The sequence below is a fragment of the Bernardetia sp. Wsw4-3y2 genome, assembly GCF_037126295.1.
GTDB lineage: Bacteria > Bacteroidota > Bacteroidia > Cytophagales > Bernardetiaceae > Bernardetia.
On the sequence record NZ_CP147017.1, the window covers coordinates 2,072,501 to 2,092,667 of the forward strand.

At 30.1% G+C, this 20,167-nt stretch carries 19 protein-coding genes; 7 read left to right on the top strand and 12 right to left on the bottom strand.

The genetic code is table 11. The annotated features are described in order from the left end of the window. Positions 1-1,643: 1,643 nt before the first annotated feature. From V9L05_RS08240 to V9L05_RS08265, 6 genes are all read right to left on the bottom strand, one after another. On the bottom strand, positions 1,644-2,276 hold the full coding sequence (locus tag V9L05_RS08240; RefSeq protein WP_338815092.1) for a DNA-3-methyladenine glycosylase 2 family protein: 633 nt from the start codon (positions 2,274-2,276) through the stop codon (positions 1,644-1,646). Positions 2,277-2,650: 374 nt separating this feature from the next. Beyond that, positions 2,651-2,815, bottom strand: coding sequence for a hypothetical protein (locus tag V9L05_RS08245; protein ID WP_338815093.1), 165 nt, complete (start codon positions 2,813-2,815; stop codon positions 2,651-2,653). A 126-nt stretch (positions 2,816-2,941) separates the two neighbouring features. Then, the gene (locus V9L05_RS08250) at positions 2,942-3,526 is read right to left on the bottom strand and encodes an ISAs1 family transposase (protein WP_338815094.1); all 585 of its coding nucleotides are present in this window, start codon (positions 3,524-3,526) and stop codon (positions 2,942-2,944) included. Positions 3,527-3,765: 239 nt separating this feature from the next. Continuing rightward, on the bottom strand, positions 3,766-4,446 hold the full coding sequence (locus V9L05_RS08255) for a hypothetical protein (RefSeq protein WP_338815095.1): 681 nt from the start codon (positions 4,444-4,446) through the stop codon (positions 3,766-3,768). A gap of 150 nt (positions 4,447-4,596) precedes the next feature. After that, positions 4,597-5,598, bottom strand: a complete 1,002-nt coding sequence (locus V9L05_RS08260) for a hypothetical protein (RefSeq protein ID WP_338815096.1) — start codon at positions 5,596-5,598, stop codon at positions 4,597-4,599. 203 nt (positions 5,599-5,801) lie between these two features. Beyond that, on the bottom strand, positions 5,802-6,218 hold the full coding sequence (locus tag V9L05_RS08265; protein ID WP_338793725.1) for a hypothetical protein: 417 nt from the start codon (positions 6,216-6,218) through the stop codon (positions 5,802-5,804). A 236-nt stretch (positions 6,219-6,454) separates the two neighbouring features. On the opposite strand from V9L05_RS08265, the gene V9L05_RS08270 reads away from it, so the two are divergent. From V9L05_RS08270 to V9L05_RS08285, 4 genes are all read left to right on the top strand, one after another. After that, positions 6,455-7,891, top strand: coding sequence for a Glu/Leu/Phe/Val dehydrogenase (locus tag V9L05_RS08270; RefSeq protein WP_338815097.1), 1,437 nt, complete (start codon positions 6,455-6,457; stop codon positions 7,889-7,891). A gap of 965 nt (positions 7,892-8,856) precedes the next feature. After that, a complete protein-coding gene (locus V9L05_RS08275) occupies positions 8,857-9,330 on the top strand; it encodes a hypothetical protein (protein WP_338815098.1) in 474 nt (157 codons plus the stop codon). 202 nt (positions 9,331-9,532) lie between these two features. Then, positions 9,533-9,886 carry a hypothetical protein gene (locus tag V9L05_RS08280; protein ID WP_338815099.1) on the top strand — a complete coding sequence of 118 codons (354 nt, stop codon included), beginning with the start codon at positions 9,533-9,535 and terminating at the stop codon, positions 9,884-9,886. 473 nt (positions 9,887-10,359) lie between these two features. Next, positions 10,360-12,888 (top strand): ribonucleoside-diphosphate reductase subunit alpha, encoded by a 2,529-nt coding sequence (locus V9L05_RS08285; RefSeq protein ID WP_338815100.1) that lies wholly within the window; start codon positions 10,360-10,362, stop codon positions 12,886-12,888. A 113-nt stretch (positions 12,889-13,001) separates the two neighbouring features. Here the strand turns inward: V9L05_RS08285 and V9L05_RS08290 are convergent, their stop codons facing one another. From V9L05_RS08290 to rpmB, 5 genes are all read right to left on the bottom strand, one after another. Next, complete coding sequence (locus V9L05_RS08290) at positions 13,002-13,721, bottom strand: hypothetical protein (RefSeq protein ID WP_338815101.1); 720 nt, start codon at positions 13,719-13,721, stop codon at positions 13,002-13,004. Positions 13,722-13,840: 119 nt separating this feature from the next. Continuing rightward, positions 13,841-14,800 carry a signal recognition particle-docking protein FtsY gene (gene ftsY, locus V9L05_RS08295; protein WP_338793719.1) on the bottom strand — a complete coding sequence of 320 codons (960 nt, stop codon included), beginning with the start codon at positions 14,798-14,800 and terminating at the stop codon, positions 13,841-13,843. Between the two features lie 304 nt (positions 14,801-15,104). Next, complete coding sequence (locus V9L05_RS08300) at positions 15,105-15,263, bottom strand: DUF4295 domain-containing protein (RefSeq protein ID WP_338793718.1); 159 nt, start codon at positions 15,261-15,263, stop codon at positions 15,105-15,107. 93 nt (positions 15,264-15,356) lie between these two features. Beyond that, complete coding sequence (gene rpmG, locus V9L05_RS08305; RefSeq protein ID WP_338760108.1) at positions 15,357-15,539, bottom strand: 50S ribosomal protein L33; 183 nt, start codon at positions 15,537-15,539, stop codon at positions 15,357-15,359. A gap of 208 nt (positions 15,540-15,747) precedes the next feature. Further along, positions 15,748-16,014, bottom strand: a complete 267-nt coding sequence (gene rpmB, locus V9L05_RS08310; protein WP_338793717.1) for a 50S ribosomal protein L28 — start codon at positions 16,012-16,014, stop codon at positions 15,748-15,750. Positions 16,015-16,490: 476 nt separating this feature from the next. On the opposite strand from rpmB, the gene V9L05_RS08315 reads away from it, so the two are divergent. From V9L05_RS08315 to coaE, 3 genes are all read left to right on the top strand, one after another. Then, positions 16,491-18,221 (top strand): cation:proton antiporter, encoded by a 1,731-nt coding sequence (locus tag V9L05_RS08315; RefSeq protein WP_338815102.1) that lies wholly within the window; start codon positions 16,491-16,493, stop codon positions 18,219-18,221. 104 nt (positions 18,222-18,325) lie between these two features. Further along, positions 18,326-19,000 (top strand): DUF3124 domain-containing protein, encoded by a 675-nt coding sequence (locus tag V9L05_RS08320; RefSeq protein ID WP_338793715.1) that lies wholly within the window; start codon positions 18,326-18,328, stop codon positions 18,998-19,000. Positions 19,001-19,093: 93 nt separating this feature from the next. Then, positions 19,094-19,741, top strand: coding sequence for a dephospho-CoA kinase (gene coaE, locus V9L05_RS08325; RefSeq protein WP_338815103.1), 648 nt, complete (start codon positions 19,094-19,096; stop codon positions 19,739-19,741). Here the strand turns inward: coaE and V9L05_RS08330 are convergent. Beyond that, positions 19,726-20,163, bottom strand: coding sequence for a hypothetical protein (locus tag V9L05_RS08330; RefSeq protein ID WP_338815104.1), 438 nt, complete (start codon positions 20,161-20,163; stop codon positions 19,726-19,728). The genes coaE and V9L05_RS08330 overlap by 16 nt on opposite strands. Between the last annotated feature and the right edge of the window lie 4 nt (positions 20,164-20,167).

Below are 20,167 nucleotides of genomic sequence, written 5' to 3' on the forward strand. Positions count from 1 at the left end.
GTTATTAAGCTGTTGTTTTATAATTAAGAATCAAAGTTGATTTTGTATATGTAACATATACGGTTATTCTTTTTGATTATTAATTCCGTATTACTTTTGTTTTAAGAATTGACAGAAAGTTTTTTTTATGATAATTAATTAATATTGCTATAAATTAATTGATACTTAAATTTTCCTGTTTTGTTCATCTTTCCTGCATGTCAAGGAACTTGTTACCAAATGCAAAACAATAAATTGAATTACTTTAGTAGTTGTGAATTATGACTTCATTTGTCAAATTCAAATTAATCTTTCGTTACATTTTGATTAACTTTTTCATTTTGTTTCTGAAAGGTCTTACAAAGATACGAGCTTTTTTTCTTAACTTCCAAATAAAATTTTAATTATTTTTTAGTTATTTTGAAAAGAATAAAAACGTTTTTAATTTGTTTTCATTAGCTCCTTCCGTAAGGGAATGCAAAGGTAAAACTTAATTTTTAAACTACCAAATTTTATTTCTAAAATCTTTAAAGTTTTTTTTGTTTTAAAACCTCTGCTTAAAACGAATACTTAATATTAAATAACTTAAACATTCGTTGTTTTTTTTTGGAAGTACAAAGGTAAGAATCTTTATTTTAAAAACAAACTAAAATTTACATTTTATCTATTCTTTTTATTTCAACTCTTTATCTTTTTACTTACTTTTTCTTTCAGCGTTTCTGAAAGGGAATGCAAAGGTAAAACTTAATTTTTAAACTACCAAATTTTATTTCTAAAATATTTAAAGTTTTTTTTTGCTTTAAAACCTCTACTTAAAACGAATATTTATATTTATTAAATAACTTAAACATTCGTTGTTGTTTTTTTTTGGAAGCACAAAGGTAAGAATCTTTATTTTAAAAACAAACTAAAATTTATATTTTATTTATTCTTTTTATTTCAACTCTTTATCTTTTTACTACCTTTTTCTTTCAGCATTTCTGAAAGGGAATGCAAAGGTAAAACTTAATTTTTAAACTATCAAATTTTATTTCTAAAATATTTAAAGTTTTTTTTTGCTTTAAAACCTCTACTTAAAACGAATATTTATATTTATTAAATAACTTAAACATTCGTTGTTGTTTTTTTTGGAAGCACAAAGGTAAGAATCTTTATTTTAAAAACAAACTAAAATTTATATTTTATTTATTCTTTTTATTTCAACTCTTTATCTTTTTACCACCTTTTTCTTTCAGCATTTCTGAAAGGGAATGCAAAGGTAAAACTTAATTTTTAAACTATCAAATTTTATTTCTAAAATCTTTAAAGTTTTTTTTTCGCTTTAAATCCTTAACTATATTTGTCTCTTTTCCCTCGTTTGGGAGTGCAAAGGTAAGAACCTTTTTTAATTCTGCAAACTATTTCTATAAAAAAATAAGACTTTTTGAAACTTTTTTAGGCTTTAATTTGTTTACCTAAATTTCCAAAGAAGACAAGCTGTTGATTATAAACAAGTTGTATGTAATTAGAAATAGATTTACTTATTAAAGACTATCAAGGTTGTTTTTGTAGACCAGTCTTACAGACTGTTGAATAGGATAAAACACTGCTTTTTATGTTCAGACAAGATATCTGAACTACTATAAATTCAAACTATGATAAGGTTTATTATATAGTAAAATTGCTTACAAATTAACACTATCTTTCCATTTCCATAGATACATTGCTGCAAAAGTTCGATATGGTTTCCATTTTTCAGAATGCAAATGCATTACCTTTATTAACTCTTTTCCTTTTTCATCTGTTTTTAGAAGTTTTTGCATCGCTTGTTGGATTCCTAAATCTGCCACAGGAAAAACATCTGGACGCCATAAAGTAAACATTAATAACATTTCAACTGTCCATCTTCCTACTCCTTTTATTTGTGTGAGGTACTTTATTACTTCTTCATTGTTCTTTTGATTGATAAGTTCTATAGATATGTCGTTATTCTGAGAAAATAAAGCTACCTCTCTTATATAAGTCATTTTCTGTTTCGATAATCCTACTGACTTTAGAATTTCGGCATCAGTTTCTAATAAAATAGTTGCATTTGGTGAAACTCCATCAAATAAATCTAGAAAACGTTTGTATATGGTGTTTGCAGCTTTTACAGAAAGTTGTTGAGAAACAATAGCTTTTATAAGAGCAGCCATAACATTTACTTCACTTTTGACAGTTTCATTCTCAAAGTCTTTAAATGTATTAATTTCTATGTTCTCTAATATAGGAACAAATAAAGGATCTTTAGACAAATGATATTTAGCTTTTTGAAGCATGTTTTTTCTAGTTTGAATACTCTATCTATAATTAAGATGTAACATAACGAAAAAACGTATTTCCTCAAAATAGTAATATGAGAATTGTTGTAAATAATAAAGTATGGCTTATTCTGGCAAACTCTTAGGGTAAACGCACGAAAGATTTATGAGAAAATCAGTTTTTCTAAGTAGTCTTTATTTAAGCTTGCTTTAAATCTTCTTTTTTTTAGACTTAATTTTTCATCCGAACGCTTTACTTTATTTAAAGCTATTTTTCTTAAAATATTTAGATTCACTTGTGAATGAGCTGTTCTGCTTCTATTTTTATCTTCTTGAAATGTTACATCTAAGTGCCAATGTAGCTGATTTTCTATTCCCCAATGTCCTCTAACCTACTGATTAAAATAAGCTGCCGTATTTATTTTGCTACTTATGTAATATCTTGTTTTGCAGATAGTTATATTTTTTTCTATATGCTCATATTCTATTCTAACAAGTGTTTTTAACCCTTTCCACTTTTCCAAAAAATTAGTTTCTAATAGCTGATCAGCTTTCATAATACTACATTTTCTAATCTCAGTCCTTCCGTGTAGAGTATCTTCTGTTATATCGGTCTGTTCTGGTGCTACTTTTGACCAAACAAATTCATCATTTACTTCTTCAAATAGCTTTTTTTGGTTCTTTTACAAGGCTAAAATATAATCTCCTCCTTTATCTATTATCTGATGCGCTATATTTTCTTGTGTTCCCATAGCATCTATAGTAATCGTACTACCCGTTATATCTATTGAGTTAAGTAGAATAGGTATAGAGGTCTTTTCATTACTTTTTTCTGCTACTTTGGTCTGACCTACGCATAATTTATGTTCATTTACCCAAGCACTAACAATATAAAGTCCCTCATTACCTTTACTTTTAGGCGAATAGCCTTTTACTTTTTTACCATCAATATTGATATGTGTACCTACTAAACTATGGATAAAATCAAAACCATCATTCTTCAAAATTTCTATCAAAACAGAGGGATCTAAAAGTTGAAAAACCCTGTTGAAAGTATCGTGAGAAGGAATACCGTTAGGAAGTTCTATAAATTGTAAGAGCCATTCAAAGCATTCTTTTCCCAAAGATTCCATATCTTCGAAGTCTTTACCATTAGATATCAAGGCGCAAAGAGCTATAAAAAGTATATCACAAAGTTTATGTAGAACTTTCCAAGGTTGTCTGAAATCTTTAATATCAGAAAACAAAAAATTAATAGAGTCTTGCATTAAATAGAAAATAGAAAATAAACCAATAAAGATAAGTTTTTTTTCGTGCGTTTACCCTAATCTTTAATAGGTGTTTGTACATTTTGTGGAAATCCTGTATAAGCAAAACATAAAAAAATAAGACTACAGAAAATAAATTTCATAATTGGTAAAAAGTTAAAGTTTGAATCGAAAAAACCGTCGTAAAAGCGATTACTTTACCGACGGCTTTATTAAAAAATAAAATGATATTAAAAAACTTAGAAAATTTCGTCTTTCTTTACTCCCATAAATGTCATAACAGGATATTTGCAAGTTATTGTACCTTTTATTGGAACTAGATTTTTTCCTTCATGGGTTTCGGCTGTATTAGGTCCTCCCATTGCATCTATTTCAAATTTTACTTCTTCGTCAGAAAAAGAAAGAACTTTAAGAGTTCCTGTTTTTACTACAATTATTTGCATACCCATTGGATTAGTATCAGTAGCTTTACCAGTAGTTATAATTTGTAGTGTTGGACTGACTTTATCATCTTTTCCAACATCTTCAAAATTAATTACCATTGAGGTTTTAAATTGGTTTTTGTTTCCAGAAATACCAAACTGTAAACCACTTTCTTTTCCATCTTGTGTTTGCATAGATAACATAGTAGCTATCACAACTTTCTCACTTTCCTTACCAGCTCCAGAAGCAATTTGAAAAACAGGTTGATTGATTTTACTATTCAGATGCTTTCCATCTATAGTCAAGTCTAATTGACCTGTAGCTTTTTCTGTATCTGATATATTAGAGGTTTCTACATCTGTTCCTATAGCAGCACCAACCATTTTTTCAGCAATAGTTTCATTGATTTTGTCTTCTACATACTTTTTAGGATTACAAGAAACGAAAGTAAGAATGAAAAATGATAAAACAGAGTATATTAAAATTTGAGTTTTCATTTGAATATTTTTTTAATAAGTAGTTTATATTTGGTTACTAATTCTGAGAAGTGTCTGTGAAAAAAAGTGAGCTAAAGCAAAGCCTAAGCCCACTTTGATACAAACTACTCTATCAGAAAGAGATAAATTTGGTTTTTTACTTTTACTATTTTAGTTTCCACCTTTCATAAGTCCAGACATATCCATAACCTTATAGCTACTCATATCAATTGTGGAGTTTTGGTTTTCATTTACCTCTGTAACAGTCATTTTTGTTTTTTCTCCTGTTTTTTTATCTATTGATTCCATTTCCATCGTAAACTCTAATGGAACAGCCATAAGTTGGTTTTTATCTTTTTTATTTTGAATCATCATTCCTGCAAAGGCTTTGAATTGAGATAATTTGACTTGTTTGGTTGTCCAAGAAGTAGCTTTCATATCATTACTTTCCATAATGGTTTCCGAACATGTATAACCCAAAATGTTTTTTGTACGTCCTGTACGAGTAATTTTGACATCTTTCATTGCCTGATCAGGATTTTGTTCTTGTTCTTGTGCCTGCTCATAATTTTCAATATTTGGCATTTTCATCGCAATAGCTTGTTTTTGGTCTTCCATAATTGTTATCATAGCTTGCTGCGAACCATCAACAATTACTTTTGATTCTAAAGATTTGATTTTTCCATCTTTAGTCGATTCCATCACTTCCATTGCCATATAATTAGGGTCAGCAGAGTTGTAGTAGCGTATAAACATATCACCATCTTCTTTTCCATTCTTTTTGTACATCTGCATACGCATCACAAAATTAGAATTGAAATTATAGCTTGATTTTATATCTATTTTTTCTCCATTTCCTCCTCCAAGAAGATTATCCAAAAATCCTGAACCCGTATTATTTTGTGTTTCTGTGGATTGATTCGAATTGTTTTCAGAGTTATTGTCGTTCTTTTCTTCCTCTTTTTTCTTCTTCTTTTTCTTGCGTTTGAAAAGTCCTTCAATGGCATCCAAACCTTCATCAAGTTTATTATCGATTTTGTTATCGATACGATTATTTGTTTTGTTTTTTGCTTTTTCTTTTGTCTTTTCTACTGTTTGGTTTTGAGCCATTGCTTCAAGTGTAGAAAATGAAAAAATAAGACTTAGAATTGCAATTAAAAAATAAGTTTTCATGTTTAGTTTGATTAAATTGATTAGAGTAGTAGTGATTTAAAATAAAAGTGAAAACAATAATTAAACTCAGGTAAGTACTTAGTCAATTAGTGCCTTCACTACTACATACAAAAAACAACGTACAAACTAGCTCATAAAAACTTAAAAAAGTTTTATTTTTTTAGAAATAAGTCTTATTGAAATAAAAATTTATTCTAGTCAAATCAATACTTCTCAAAATAAAGTGTATCAAATTCTATAAGTAGACTATCTCTTCGTTGTAAAATCAATTGTTCTAAATTTAACCCTAAAACTTTGAATTTCAAAGTATCTTCTTTTCTTGAAGGATTAGAATAAGGTAAAAGCAAAATAGAATCTTCAAAAATCCAGTTTCTGTACGTTGTTCCTCCATATTGTGTGGCTTGGCGAAACAAAAAAGCTGTATCTTCTACATTTAATGTTACAGGAAATTTTTTTATAACAGAATCAGCTACTCCACGTTTACCTGTTAGGCGAAAAAGTTTCCAACTTCCTTCAAATTTTTTAGCAAATTCATCTTTCATTTTTTCAGAGTTGTTCTGACACGAAAATAAAAAGAATGATAAAATAGCAAGAAGTAAAAATGATTTTATAGTTTTCATTTCAATAATGATTTTTTGGCAAATAATTTAGGTTTCAAATATCGCAATTTAAAGTTTCCTATTCTATAAAGGAGAATAAACAAAGGCTAAAAGCTCAATAGACAATAATTTATTTTTATCGAAAAAAAATTGTTTCTAAAGAATAAGATTTGTATTTTTTGGAATAAAAAAATGAAGTAACTTTAAGCCAAAATATATAAATACAAATTCAAACACACCTAACCCACACGTTCGATATGACAGATAAAGATAGAGAACATTTAGAACAAGGCGCAAAATTCTATAAGGATGTTGTTGGCTCTCTAAATAACGCTGCAGCACTAACAAAGCACCCAAAAGGATTGCTTGAACAAATTATTGTTCCAAATAGTGTATATGAAATGAGTTTTCCACTTCATTTAGATAATGGAGACTATCAAGTAATTAAGGCTTGGAGAGTTCAGCATTCTCATCACAAACTTCCTGTAAAAGGAGGTATTCGTTTTGCTGAAGCTGTAAACGCAGATGAAGTAAAAGCACTGGCAACACTTATGTCTTTTAAGTGTGCACTCGTAAATGTTCCTTTTGGTGGAGCTAAAGGAGGAGTAAAAATCAATCCTAAAAAATATACTGCTCGCCAACTAGAAACAATTACACGCCGTTATACAACAGAGCTTGTAAAAAAAGAAATGATAGGGCCTTCTATTGACGTTCCTGCACCAGATTACGGAACAGGAGCAAGAGAAATGGCTTGGATTGCAGATACGTATGCACTTCTTCGCCCAGGGATTAATGCCCTTGGTTGTGTAACAGGTAAGCCTCTTTCTATGCACGGAATCCGTGGGCGTACTGAAGCAACAGGTTTAGGAGTAATTTATGGTATTCGTGAAGCAATGAGTATTGCTGAGGATATGAAGGATTTAGGTTTAGAACCTGGATTAGCAGGAAAAACAGTTATCGTACAAGGTTTTGGTAATGTTGGTTATCATGCAGCACTTTATGCACAACAAGAAGGTGCAATCATAGTCGGAATTGCTGAGTACGAAGGTGGAGTATATAACAAAGATGGTTTTGATGTGGAAGATTTGTTCCGTCATCGTAAAGAAACAGGTTCTCTTATGGGTTACCCAAAAGCACAAGAAGTCAAACCAAGCAATCAACTTATGGAGTTTGAATGTGATATTTTGATTCCTGCTGCATTAGAAAACCAAATCACAGAAGAAAATGCACCAAGAATAAAAGCAAAGGTAATTGGAGAAGGTGCAAATGGTCCTATTACTAGAGAAGCAGAAGCAATTTTATTAGCTAAAGGCAAAATGATTTTGCCTGATTTTTACTTAAATGCTGGTGGTGTTACTGTTTCTTATTTGGAATGGCTAAAAAATCTTTCTCGTGTTTCTTTTGGTAAAATAACTAAACGTTATGACCAAATGGAAAATACTCGTATTGTTCAAGCGATTGAAGCTGCGACAGGAAAAGGAGTTGGTGATGATCTTCGTAAAATGATTATGCGTGGTGCTGATGAGCGTGATTTAGTAAACTCTGCATTAGAGGAAACTATGATTACTTCATACCATCAAGTAAGAGAAACTTTCAAAACCTATAAAGATGTAAAGAGTTTGCGTAACGCAGCCTTTATTACTTCGATTGATAAAATTGCAATTGCTTATATGGAATCAGGAATTTTTCCTTGATTTGACCAAATTAGAAAACAACTTAAACTTTGTTATTCAAAGTATAGAGTTATTTTTTATGAAATTTATAAAAAACCATTTCTTCGCAAGGAGGAATGGTTTTTTGTTTGTTTTTACCTCCAAAAACCAAATTTTATTCACATTTTTTAGAGTTATCCACATTTTGAATAAAGTTATCCACATTGTTAGCCTTATTTTCTCCTTTTTTCTGATTTAACACGTTATTAACATTAGAAATCCAAACTTTATTCGATATTTTTTAGAGTTATCCACATTTTAACAAAAGTTATCCACATTTTGAAATATATTTTTAGTTTTTTTCACTTGTTATTTTTAAAAACTAATCTTATTTGCAGACTTATCAACATATCCACAATAAAATGTGAATAACTTCTTTGTTTTCAACACTTTCAACTCCTTTTTTCTTGTAAAAACGAAAGTTATTCACTTTTTCGACACTTATACACAATTTGTGTGAATATCTGTGCATAACTCGCCTATCGATTGTGTGTAACTCATGTTAAGAAGTAGTTACTAACAGATGTTGATAACGTTACCAACAGTAAGTTTATGGTTATCAACAGGTTATCCACAATGTGTATAAAAAGTGCTTATCAAATGTTGATACTGTGGATAAACCACATAATAAACTGATTATCAGTAAATTAACAGGTTGATAACTTTTAAAAAAGTGTGGATAACCTCTATTTTTCTGTGGATAACGTGTTGATAACTAGACTTATCAACTTATCAACACTATAATAGTAATAGTAGGGGGTTTTTAAAAAAAGAATTTCTTATTAATTAGTGTGTGAATAAGTTTTGAAATTGAGAAGAAAAAAAATTTTTTTGAGATGGATTTGAAAATTATTTCACTTTTTATTTCTGATGTAATTGCAGCAACTTGTATTCGAATTTCGTGGAGAAAGGAATAAATGTTATCGAACCTTAAACTTAATTCTATTATGTCCTACAAAATAATTCTGAATATTTTGATTCTATTTTTATGTACAAGTTGTTGTGCTTGTGGAGATGAATGTTGGGAAACGACAGAGGCTTTTTATCTCAGACCCATAGATAAAATAACAGGAGAAAATATTTTAATTAAATATGATACACTTATAGGAGATTTTTATTTAACTGATAGTTTTAATAATAAGGTAAATGCAACAGTAAGAGAAACAACTTGGTATGATAATCCTCCTTATTTAATTGTAGGAGTTGATGAAGAAGGGTATATTACTGATAAGCTATTTAAACTATGGATTAAAGATATGTATATAGGAAGTTTTGTTTTGAAAACCCAAAAAACGAAAGCAAATATCATATCTTGTTGTTCGTATTACAAAATAAATGAGTTGAAATTTATAGAATCTACTATTAGTTTAACTAAACAACCACAAGAAGAAAAACAACCTTTTTACGAAATAAAATTTTAAAAAAGTTCCATTTAAGTCAAATAAAAAGTATATTCAGAATTAATACAAATAAGATGATAATAGATAAATAACTGATAATTATGGAATTAATAAATATATAGTTGGGTTAAGAGGTAGTTAATTTAATCTAAAACCTTCAAAAAAATGGGAAGGAATAAAATTAGCTTTTAATTAAATCCTATCAATCTTAACTACTATTATTATGACTGCTTTATTTACCAAAAATCAGAAAATCCAAAATCAACCTAAATTCAGAACCACAAAAGAAGTTCTTGAAAATCTTTACTTCCAAAAAGCAAAGCACGAAAAACACTTCTTTGATTTTGAAAAGGAATTAGAAGGAATTCAGTTACGTATTTTGGAGATTAGAAATCATCAGAATCATCACAAAGAGAAAATTTTTGCTTTAGACAAAGAAATCCAAAAGCATAACAAGAAGCCAAAGCCAGCAAAACAGAAATACAATTACACTAGCTTTTATGTTTTTGCAGGACTTTTAATCGCTATTTTTATAGCTGCTTTATATTTTCTTTTTACACAATTTATTGCAATCTAAATTGTTAATTTTATAAATAATTAAAGCCTTATTCAATCCGTATATTTCGGTTTTGAATAAGGCTTTTTTGATATATAAAAAGTTATCAACAAATTTCTATGTTAAATTTTTATTGGTTTTTGTCTTTGCAAATCAAAAATTGTAAATTAATGTTTGTCAGAAATTTGTAACAGAAGGCTATTTTTATTGGGAAAATTTCACTAAAAACAATTTATTGTTCGTTGCTTTTATAAAGACCGATACACAAATCTCTTCCTAACAAAAATATTTTTTCTTCGTTACCAACAAAGTAATCTTTCTTAGATTGAATCTAAATAATTCAGTTCTGAAATAAGATGCGTATTTTTGTACCAAAATCCGATAGCGTATTTTTAAAATGATAACTCATTCAGAATCAGTTAGAAAAATGAGTTTAAAAGAAACTAGAAAATACGTTCTCCATCAAAATTAATTTATTTCAAAAAAATATATATATGTACGTAATCAAGCGAGACGGCAGGAAAGAAGAAGTGATTATGCAAAAAATCACAGCCAGAATTGAAAGGCTTTGTGATAATTTGGATAATCGTTATATAAAACCTCAAGAAATTACTTATAAAGTTTTGGCAGGACTTTATGATAATGTTACTACCGTAGAACTCGACGAACTTGCAGCCGAAACAGCAGCCACTATGGCAACTGTTCATCCAGACTATGCGATTTTAGCTTCAAGAATTGCTATTTCAAATCTTCATAAAGAAACTAAAGATGCTTTTTCAGAAACAATTGAAGAGCTTTATAATTATGTAAACCCAAAGACAAATGAGCCAGCAGGTCTTATTTCTGATGAGGTTGTACAAGTAGTTCGTAAATATGCACATGTTTTGAATCAAGCTATTGATTATGGTAGAGATTATGAGTATGACTACTTTGGCTTCAAAACTTTAGAACGTTCATACCTTTTGCGTCTTGATGGTAAAGTAACTGAGCGTCCTCAACAAATGATTATGCGTGTCTCTGTAGGCATTCATGGGACTGATATTGATGCAGCTATCAAAACATATCATTTGATGGCTGAGCGTTGGTTTACACACGCTACACCAACACTTTTTAATGCAGGAACTCCAAAACCTCAGATGTCTTCTTGTTTCTTATTAGAAATACAAGGTGATAGTGTAGATGGAATTTATGACACATTAAAGCAGTGTGCTAAAATTTCTCAATCGGCTGGTGGAATTGGTGTAAGTGTTCATAATGTACGTGCGACAGGTTCATATATTCGTGGTACAAATGGCTATTCAAACGGAATTGTTCCGATGTTGAAAGTATTCAACGATACAGCTCGTTATATTGACCAAGGAGGAAACAAACGCAAAGGAGCTTTTGCTGTTTATTTAGAACCTTGGCATGCTGATATTTTTGAGTTTTTAGATTTGAAGAAAAATCATGGTAAAGAAGAAGCTAGAGCAAGAGATTTGTTTTATGCTTTATGGATTTCAGATTTATTTATGCAACGTGTACAGGATGATGGCGAATGGTCGCTTTTCTGTCCGAATGAAGCACGAGGGTTAGCAGATTGTTATGGAAAAGAATTTGAAGATTTATATACAAAATATGAATTAGAAGGAAAAGCAAGAAAGACAATCAGAGCGCAAGAACTTTGGTTTGCTATTTTAGAAGCACAAATTGAAACGGGAACTCCGTATATGCTTTATAAAGACCACGCAAATAATAAGTCAAATCAAAAGAATTTGGGTACAATCAAATCTTCAAATCTTTGTACTGAAATTATGGAATATACTGCACCTGATGAAGTGGCAGTTTGTAATTTGGCTTCTATTGCTCTTCCAAAATTCGTTATCGAAAATAAAGAAGGCAAATTAGAATTCAATCATGAAATACTTTATGATGTAACCTATCAAGCAACTGTCAATTTGAACAGAATTATTGATAGAAATTATTATCCAATCGAAGAAGCTCGTAAATCAAACATGCGTCACCGTCCAATCGGATTGGGTGTACAAGGTTTAGCGGATGCGTTTATTTTACTTCGTATGCCTTTTGAGTCGGAAGAAGCTGCAAAATTGAATAAAGAAATATTTGAAACCATTTATTTTGCTGCCATGACTGCTTCTAAAGATTTAGCTATCACAGAAGGAGCTTATGAAACTTTTGAAGGTTCGCCATTATCAAAAGGACAATTCCAATTTGATTTATGGAATGTAGATGAAGATTATCATAATGGACGTTGGAACTGGGAAGAATTGCGTAGCGAAGTAGTAAAACATGGAGCTAGAAACTCGCTTTTACTTGCACCAATGCCAACAGCTTCTACTTCTCAGATTTTGGGAAATAACGAATGTTTTGAACCTTATACATCTAATATTTATGTTCGTCGTGTGCTTTCTGGGGAATTTGTTGTGGTAAACAAACATCTTTTGAAAGATTTGATTGAAATTGATATGTGGGATGATGAAATGAAAAATGAACTTATTTCTGCAAATGGTTCGGTTCAGAGTATCAAGCGTATTCCTCAAGAATTAAAAGATATTTACAAAACGGTTTGGGAAATTAGTCAGCGTACAATTATTGACATGTCGGCTGATAGAGGAGCTTATATTTGTCAGAGTCAGAGTTTGAATGTTCATATTCAAAATCCTACTTTCGGAAAATTGACTTCTATGCACTTCCACGCTTGGAAACGAGGTTTGAAAACAGGTATGTATTACCTTCGTACAAAAGCTGCTGCTGATGCAATTAAGTTTACAGTAGATAAAGATGCTTTAGAAATAAACAAAGGTGCAAGTGCAACAAAAGCAAAGGCTGAAAAAATAGTTGCTCAAAGCAACGAAGAAATGTTAGAAATGGCTGGAGCTGGAGATATGGAAGAACAATCAAATTTAGCACTTGCTAGAATCCATAAACGCCAAAACGGACAAGCACAAGAAGAACAATTAAAAGACGGACTAGGAGGAGCAGCTTGTTCACTAGACGACGAAGATTGTTTGGTTTGTGGAAGTTAATTTGATGTAATAATATCGTCGGTGTTCTCACCAACAACGGCAGATTATATTTTGAAACCACCTAAAAAATTAGTTTTTTTAGGTGGTTTTTTAGTTTTACAAATATGAATGTTTTATTTCTTAGGAATACTATTTTCTAGTTCTATTTTTTGTGATAAAATAGAAAGGTTTATCAATCCTCCAACTACTAATATTGCCCCTGCTACAAAAGGAAAACCTGCTCCCACTAAATCTGCAATATTAGCAGACCATAAATACGGAAGACAAAATAACATTCCAAAAATTCCTGCTGCAATTATAGCAAAACTTCCATATTGGCTAATTTCTCTTACTCTCCACTTTTTCATACTATATACTTTTTTTGTTTTTGGATTAAATAAACTTTGACGAAGCTCATTGATTTGTTTATCTGCAAACTCATCAATACTCCATTCTTTGATTGGTATTGCTTGCTGACCTTTTCTAAAATCTTGTAAAAATATATTCCATTTATTAGGTAAGAGAATGACACCATAAAGAAATATCAGAATACTAACTAAAGACCAGTTACCATTACCTATCATAAATGCTTGCATTCTTATCTCATCTAATGGAGTCATTTTAAAATCCAAAAGAGAGTGTTTTAAGTCATGACTTTCGAAATTAGGTACTAAATTTAGATTATTCTCTTTCAAATTTTTAGCAATTTCTTTTCCTAAAGTTCCTTGTTCTAGTTTTTCTAGTTCTGCGATTTTAGACTTTAGTTTTTCTGTATCACATATTTTTTCTATTATCCAAACAGATAAATAAAATGACTTTTTAATAATTTTTTCTGAAATGCTATATTTTTTCATTTTTAGATTTTTTGATTGAAAAATAAATATACAAAAAACCACTTAAAAAATCATTTTCTGATTCTCTAAGTGGTTTTTTAAGAAACTCTTTAATTAGTTTTGATATAAATAAACTAGAATTATCCTCTTGTAAAGAATGACTCTACAAATTCTTTTTTATTGAAAATCTGTAAATCTTCTACTTTTTCACCTACACCAATATATTTTACAGGAATTTTGAATTGATCTGAAATTCCAATTACTACGCCTCCTTTTGCTGTTCCATCTAATTTTGTGATAGCTAAAGAACTAACTTCAGTAGCTCTTGTAAATTCTTTTGCTTGCATAAATGCGTTTTGTCCTGTGCTTCCATCCAAAACTAACATTACTTCATGTGGTGCATCTGGAATGTGTTTTTTGATTACTTTATGCACTTTTGTTAGCTCATTCATCAAGTTTACCTTTGTTTGCAAACGTCCTGCTGTGTCTATGATTACGATGTCTGCACCTTGTCTAATTCCTTCTTCTACCGTTTCGTAAGCGACAGTTGCAGGGTGGACATTCATTCCCTTTGAAATAACAGGAACATCTACTCTGCGTCCCCATTCAATAAGTTGGTCAACGGCAGCAGCACGGAATGTATCAGCAGCACCTAATAATACTTTTTTACCAGATGCTTTGTATTTAGCAGCTAGTTTTCCAATTGTTGTAGTTTTTCCTACACCATTTACTCCAACAACTAATAAAACATAAGGTTTTATATTACTTGGAAGGTCATAATTTTCAACATCAGAAGAATTATTTTCAGCTAAAAGTGCAGCTATTTCTTCTCTTAATATTCTATCAAGTTCTGATGTAGTGGTATATTTGTCTTCTGCAACACGCTTTTCGATACGATTGATAATCTTTACAGTTGTATCGACACCTACATCTGAAGCAACCAAAATATTTTCTAGTTCATCTAAAACGTCGTCATCGACCTTTGATTTGCCTGCAATGGCTTTTCCAATTTTATCAAAAAAGTTAGTTTTTGATTTTTCAAGACCTTTGTCTAGCGTTTGTTTTTGTTCTTTAGTAAAAAATTTCTTGAAAATAGACATACTGTTGTTCGAAAATAGGTGGAGAAGAGAAGTAACTTTGAAAACTTAAACCATAAGAGCTTAAAGTTTTAGATTGTTTGAAATGCAAAAATACAGATTTGTATTCAGACTTTAGGTATTCTTAACTTAGTATTTTTTGTTTACTAGTTTAAAATACAGATACTTGAAGTAGTAAATGAAAAAAAGTCCCTAAAAACATTACTGTAATGGGACTTTTTAGTCTTTTGCTTTGAGAAATACCATTTGTAAGAACTATTGAAGTATTAATAAACTTAAATGCTATTTTATTTATAAAAAATAAAATTTAGCTTTTACGGTTCAATACTTCTTGTACCATTTGTTCAGGAACGATTTCTTCCTTAAATGTATAAGCTCCAGTTTTTTCCGAACGGATAGTACGGATTACTTTAGCATATTTTTGAGTACCTTCTTTTTTTAGGGTTGCTACTACTTTCTTAGCCATAATAGTTAAACTTAAATGAGTGAGAATACTAAATAGTCTGACTATCTAATATGATTAAAATCTAATTTGAATGAAAGATAAGATAATAAAAAATTACTTAATCTCTCTGTGCATTGTATGTTTTTTAAGGATTGGGTTGTATTTTTTCAACTCCAAACGCTCAGTTACATTTTTGCGATTTTTTGTAGTGATGTAACGAGAAGTACCTGGAACGCCAGATGTTTTGTGTTCCATACATTCCAAAATCACTTGTACTCGGTTGCCTTTCTTAGCCATGATAATAATAAAATTAACTTCTGAGTTTTATAAAAATAAAATTTCAAAAGTAGAGATGTAAAGTTATATTCTAATTAAGATGCTTAAAAATAAGTAAGAATTACAATTGTATCAGACTTATAAAAATCTATTTACGATTGTTTACCTTATTAAATTTTTATTTTTTAATTAATATATTAAAAAAAATAAGCAAATCAAATTGTTAAGCCTATGCTTCTTGAGCAGGCTTTAAAAAACTTTTGTGCAAATGTCCTTTTGCTACTGCTTTACGCATTGTAGGAAGGATACCGTTTTTACTGATAGTACGGATTGCAGAAGTAGAAACTTTCAAAGTAACGAAACGATCTTCTTCAGCAATATAAAAACGTTTTTTCTGCAAGTTTGGATAAAAACAACGTTTGGTTTTGTTGTTTGCATGAGAAACATTGTTTCCTGTCTGCGTTTTTTTGCCAGTGATATCACACACTCGTGCCATAATGAATAAAATTTATAGTAAAACAAAAGTCTATATATATATGATAAATTGCTTTTGTTTCTCTAAGTTGTAAATATAAATGAAATACGAGTTGTATTTTTAAATTTTAATTTAAAAGAAGTAAATATTTTTTTGAAAACGAATGCAAAATGAACTAAGACAAAAATTATTTTTTCAGAAGTTGCATCATTTCTAAAAGCATTTCTTGCCTACTTTTTTATTTAATAATCTCTAAAAAGAATTTTAAATAAAAATATAATTTGCTGAGAAGGCTCATTTTCAACCTTTTACTCTTTTGAATAGAATTGCAAAGGTAAACCCTTTTTTTGTGAATTGCAATTATTAAAATAAAAAAGATGATAAACAAAATTAATTCTAGTTTTTTGCTTTGTTAGAATTTATTATCTTTAGAATCAGTTGAACTTCACTTGCAGTGCTTTAAAAATATCCTATTAATTTTTTATAAATTTTATGAAATGCTTCTCAATATTCCCCCTATCCTAACAGATGTAGTTGTTATTTTGGCTTTAGCCATTCCTGTTATTTTAGTGCTATATAAAATGCGCTTGCCAAGTATTGTAGGTTTTTTGGTAACAGGTGTTATTGCAGGTCCTTATGTTTTGAAACTGGTTACAAGTCAAGAACACATCGATATTTTGGCAGAAATTGGAGTTATTTTACTTCTTTTTACTATTGGAATGGAGTTTTCTCTACCCAATCTTTTGCGTATTAGGAAGGCTGTTTTTTTAGCTGGCTCTCTTCAACTTGTTCTTACAACAGTTGTTTTTGGTGCAATTACCTATTTTGGAACGTATGACTACTTGCCAATTGCTATTTTTTACGGTTTTCTTTCTACACTGAGTAGTACAGCAATTGTTTTGAAACTCTTGCAAATGCGTGGGGAAATGGGAAGTCCACATGGTCAGATTATTCTTGCTATCTTGATTTTTCAAGATATTGCTGTTGTACCAATGATGCTCATGATGCCTATTTTAGCAGGACAAGCAGATAATGTACTACAAGAAGTATTTCTGATGATTGCCAAAACAGCTGGTGTACTTGCATTTTTAGTTTTGGTTTCAAAGTTTGTCTTAAAACCTTTTCTTAATTTGGTTGTCATGACCAAGAGTAAAGAGCTTTTTATTTCTACTATTGTCGTAATTTGTTTTTCGGTGGCTTATCTTACTTCTTTGGCTGGTCTGTCACTTGCTTTGGGTGCTTTTTTGGCTGGATTAGTAATGTCGGAGTCAGAATATTCACACGATGCAACAGGTTATATTTTGCCTTTTAAAGAGATTTTTACAAGTATCTTCTTTATTTCTATTGGAATGTTGATGGATATTAATTTCTTATGGCACAATCTTATAGAAATTCTTTTACTTACAGTAATGAGTATTGCTATTCAGGCTTTTTTAGCTTTCTGGGCTGCTAAATCTTTGAAAGTAACAGCTAAAACGGCTATGCTTGTTGGTCTTTCTATTTGTCAGATAGGAGAATTTGCATTTGTTCTTGCAAAGTCTGGAACAGAAATCGGATTGATGCCTATTGAACTGTATCAGTATTTTCTTTCTACTTCTGTTTTGACAATGGCATTTGCACCTATTTTGATATTAAACTCTAAACCAATCTCTCATTTCTTGATTTATAAATTACCCAAACCAAAAATAATAAACCGTTGGGCTACAAAAAGAGTAAAGCTACCTGAATTTTTACAAGAGTTTAAAGATAAAAACTTAGAAGACCATATTATAATAATAGGTTTTGGCTACAATGGAAAAACAATCGCAAAAGCTGCTAAACTATCAAATATTCCATTTATAGTCATTGAAACTGACCCTAAAAAAGTAAAAAAAGATAGCTTATATAGAAAAAATATTTTATTTGGAGATGCAATGAATGAAGAAGTTCAGCATCAGGTTCGTTTTGAAAAAGCTCGTATTGTCGTAATTACTCTGACTGATTTAGAAATTACGAAGGTACTTACTCATAAAATAAAATATCTTAATCCAGAAGTAGGTGTTTTGGTAAGAAATAAACGTGCTAAAGATGTTGCAGCCATTGAAAAAGCAGGGGCTGATGTTATCGTAACTGATGAACTAGAAACTAATTTGGAGCTTTTTACACAAGCCTTACAGTATTATTACTTACCACAACGAGAAGTGTATGCTTTAATTTCAAAAATCAAAGAAGACCTTATTGATGAATGATAATTTAGTGATAACTTATTAAGGGTTAATGGTAAGTTGAATTTCAATTGTCAAATAAAATTTTATCAAAAATTTCGTTTTTATATATAAATTTTTCTATTAAAATGCTCAAAAAAAACTCATCCTTTTTATCAATTCTTTGTATTCTTTCTATAGGTTTTTTCAATCTATTTCTACTTTCTTCATGTGAATCAGGTTCGAAAGAGTTTATTTCTCAATCAGACAATGAAAAAACATATACAGATGCAGATGTAAACTATATAAAAGAACTCAACTCAAAGAGTTTGATAAAACTTACTAATGCAAAAAATAAAAATTCGCTTAGTTCAAACACTTTTCCTCCCCAAGAACTCAAAGATTCTTTAGCTTTTGGACAGCTTTTATACGTTCCTGTTTATTCAGAAATTTATAGCATCGGACACCATAGAACAGAGCGACTTTCTTCTACACTAAGCATCAGAAATGTAAATCTTGATGGCGAATTTTATATTACTCGTTTGGAATATTACGATACAGAAGGAAATATTTTGAAGGAAATAAAAGCCTCCGAACTGCCTATAAAAGTAAATAGTTTGGAAACAAAAAATCACGTTATTGCGCTTTATGATGATAGAGGAGGCGTAGGAGCAAATTTTATTTTAGAATGGAGAAGTAGTAAGCCGATTGTTGCGCCTATGGTAGAATCGATTATGATTAGTACAGAGTCTAATTGGGGGCTTTCTTTTACGGCTACCTCAAGAACAATAGAAAATTATGGTAGAATACTTCGACCTTATTAATTGTAGAAATGCATTTATCTGTATTCAAAATCCTGTAAACCCTACTAATCCTTAACAAAAATCATTTATAAGTATTTTGTATTATAGATTAAAATGAAAAAACAAATAGTAAAGAAAAATGAAATTCTTCAATTAGGAATAACTGGAGGAATAGGAACAGGAAAAAGCACTGTTTGTAAAATCTTCGAAACGCTAGGAATAGCTGTTTATGATGCTGACAGCCGTGCAAAATCAGTAATGATAACTGATAATATCTTAAAACAAGAACTCAAAGAAGCCTTTGGAGAAGAAGTTTATTTAAGTGAAAATGAAGTTAATAGAGATTTTTTAGTAAAAACAGTTTTTTCAAATCAACCAGATAATAGTAATGATAATTCAAAAGTAGAAATCCTTAATTCTATTGTTCATCCAGCCGTAGGAAGAGATTATCAGACTTGGTACAATGAACATAAAGACAAAAGTCCTTATTTATTGAAAGAAGCAGCTCTGATGTTTGAGTCAGATTCATACAAGGTTTTGGATGCTATTATTGTAGTTCATGCACCATTGGAAGAACGTATAAAACGAGTTTTGAAAAGAGATTCCCACCGAACAGAAGAACAAGTAAAAGATATTATTTCCAAACAAATGCCCGAAAGTGAAAAACTAAAGCGTGCCGATTTTGTGATTTATAATGATGCTTCTCATCCTTTGATTAAGCAGGTTTTGGAGCTTCATGAAAAATTTCAATCCTTATTATAGATATTATATTTCTTAGCTAACTTTTCTAGCTCTTTATTGCCTTTCCATTTCTCTGTTCCTATCATTGATTTTATTAGAAAAATTAAGCCTTCTTCTACTCCTTGAGCTGTTCCTGAAACCCAAGCATCTTTCCAAGGACTTTTTTCAATAGGTAACTTGTAGTGGAAATGATAATTCTCTAGAAATGGAGAAGCATTAATAGTAATAAATTCTTCTAATCGCTCAGAATCTTTCGCTTGAATACACATTTTATAGTGAGATGAGAAAACAGATAATTTGGTTTCAGTAATATTGTCATTGATGAACTTTATCAGTTTTAACATTACTTTTCCTGTCATTACAAAAGCCATCCCCACATCTTCATTTGCATAAAATTCTTCAATGGTTTCACCAGCTTGGCGTTTACTTCTTATTATAGGCATTTGA

What these genes read in the sequence shown, in the direction of transcription:
- V9L05_RS08240 (WP_338815092.1), bottom strand. Translation starts at nt 2,276, where the DNA reads ATGCTTCAAAAAGCTAAATATCATTTGTCTAAAGATCCTTTATTTGTT.
- V9L05_RS08245 (WP_338815093.1), bottom strand. Translation starts at nt 2,815, where the DNA reads ATGAAAGCTGATCAGCTATTAGAAACTAATTTTTTGGAAAAGTGGAAA.
- V9L05_RS08250 (WP_338815094.1), bottom strand. Translation starts at nt 3,526, where the DNA reads ATGCAAGACTCTATTAATTTTTTGTTTTCTGATATTAAAGATTTCAGA.
- V9L05_RS08255 (WP_338815095.1), bottom strand. Translation starts at nt 4,446, where the DNA reads ATGAAAACTCAAATTTTAATATACTCTGTTTTATCATTTTTCATTCTT.
- V9L05_RS08260 (WP_338815096.1), bottom strand. Translation starts at nt 5,598, where the DNA reads ATGAAAACTTATTTTTTAATTGCAATTCTAAGTCTTATTTTTTCATTT.
- V9L05_RS08265 (WP_338793725.1), bottom strand. Translation starts at nt 6,218, where the DNA reads ATGAAAACTATAAAATCATTTTTACTTCTTGCTATTTTATCATTCTTT.
- V9L05_RS08270 (WP_338815097.1), top strand. Translation starts at nt 6,455, where the DNA reads ATGACAGATAAAGATAGAGAACATTTAGAACAAGGCGCAAAATTCTAT.
- V9L05_RS08275 (WP_338815098.1), top strand. Translation starts at nt 8,857, where the DNA reads ATGTCCTACAAAATAATTCTGAATATTTTGATTCTATTTTTATGTACA.
- V9L05_RS08280 (WP_338815099.1), top strand. Translation starts at nt 9,533, where the DNA reads ATGACTGCTTTATTTACCAAAAATCAGAAAATCCAAAATCAACCTAAA.
- V9L05_RS08285 (WP_338815100.1), top strand. Translation starts at nt 10,360, where the DNA reads ATGTACGTAATCAAGCGAGACGGCAGGAAAGAAGAAGTGATTATGCAA.
- V9L05_RS08290 (WP_338815101.1), bottom strand. Translation starts at nt 13,721, where the DNA reads ATGAAAAAATATAGCATTTCAGAAAAAATTATTAAAAAGTCATTTTAT.
- ftsY (WP_338793719.1), bottom strand. Translation starts at nt 14,800, where the DNA reads ATGTCTATTTTCAAGAAATTTTTTACTAAAGAACAAAAACAAACGCTA.
- V9L05_RS08300 (WP_338793718.1), bottom strand. Translation starts at nt 15,263, where the DNA reads ATGGCTAAGAAAGTAGTAGCAACCCTAAAAAAAGAAGGTACTCAAAAA.
- rpmG (WP_338760108.1), bottom strand. Translation starts at nt 15,539, where the DNA reads ATGGCTAAGAAAGGCAACCGAGTACAAGTGATTTTGGAATGTATGGAA.
- rpmB (WP_338793717.1), bottom strand. Translation starts at nt 16,014, where the DNA reads ATGGCACGAGTGTGTGATATCACTGGCAAAAAAACGCAGACAGGAAAC.
- V9L05_RS08315 (WP_338815102.1), top strand. Translation starts at nt 16,491, where the DNA reads ATGCTTCTCAATATTCCCCCTATCCTAACAGATGTAGTTGTTATTTTG.
- V9L05_RS08320 (WP_338793715.1), top strand. Translation starts at nt 18,326, where the DNA reads ATGCTCAAAAAAAACTCATCCTTTTTATCAATTCTTTGTATTCTTTCT.
- coaE (WP_338815103.1), top strand. Translation starts at nt 19,094, where the DNA reads ATGAAAAAACAAATAGTAAAGAAAAATGAAATTCTTCAATTAGGAATA.
- V9L05_RS08330 (WP_338815104.1), bottom strand. Translation starts at nt 20,163, where the DNA reads ATGCCTATAATAAGAAGTAAACGCCAAGCTGGTGAAACCATTGAAGAA.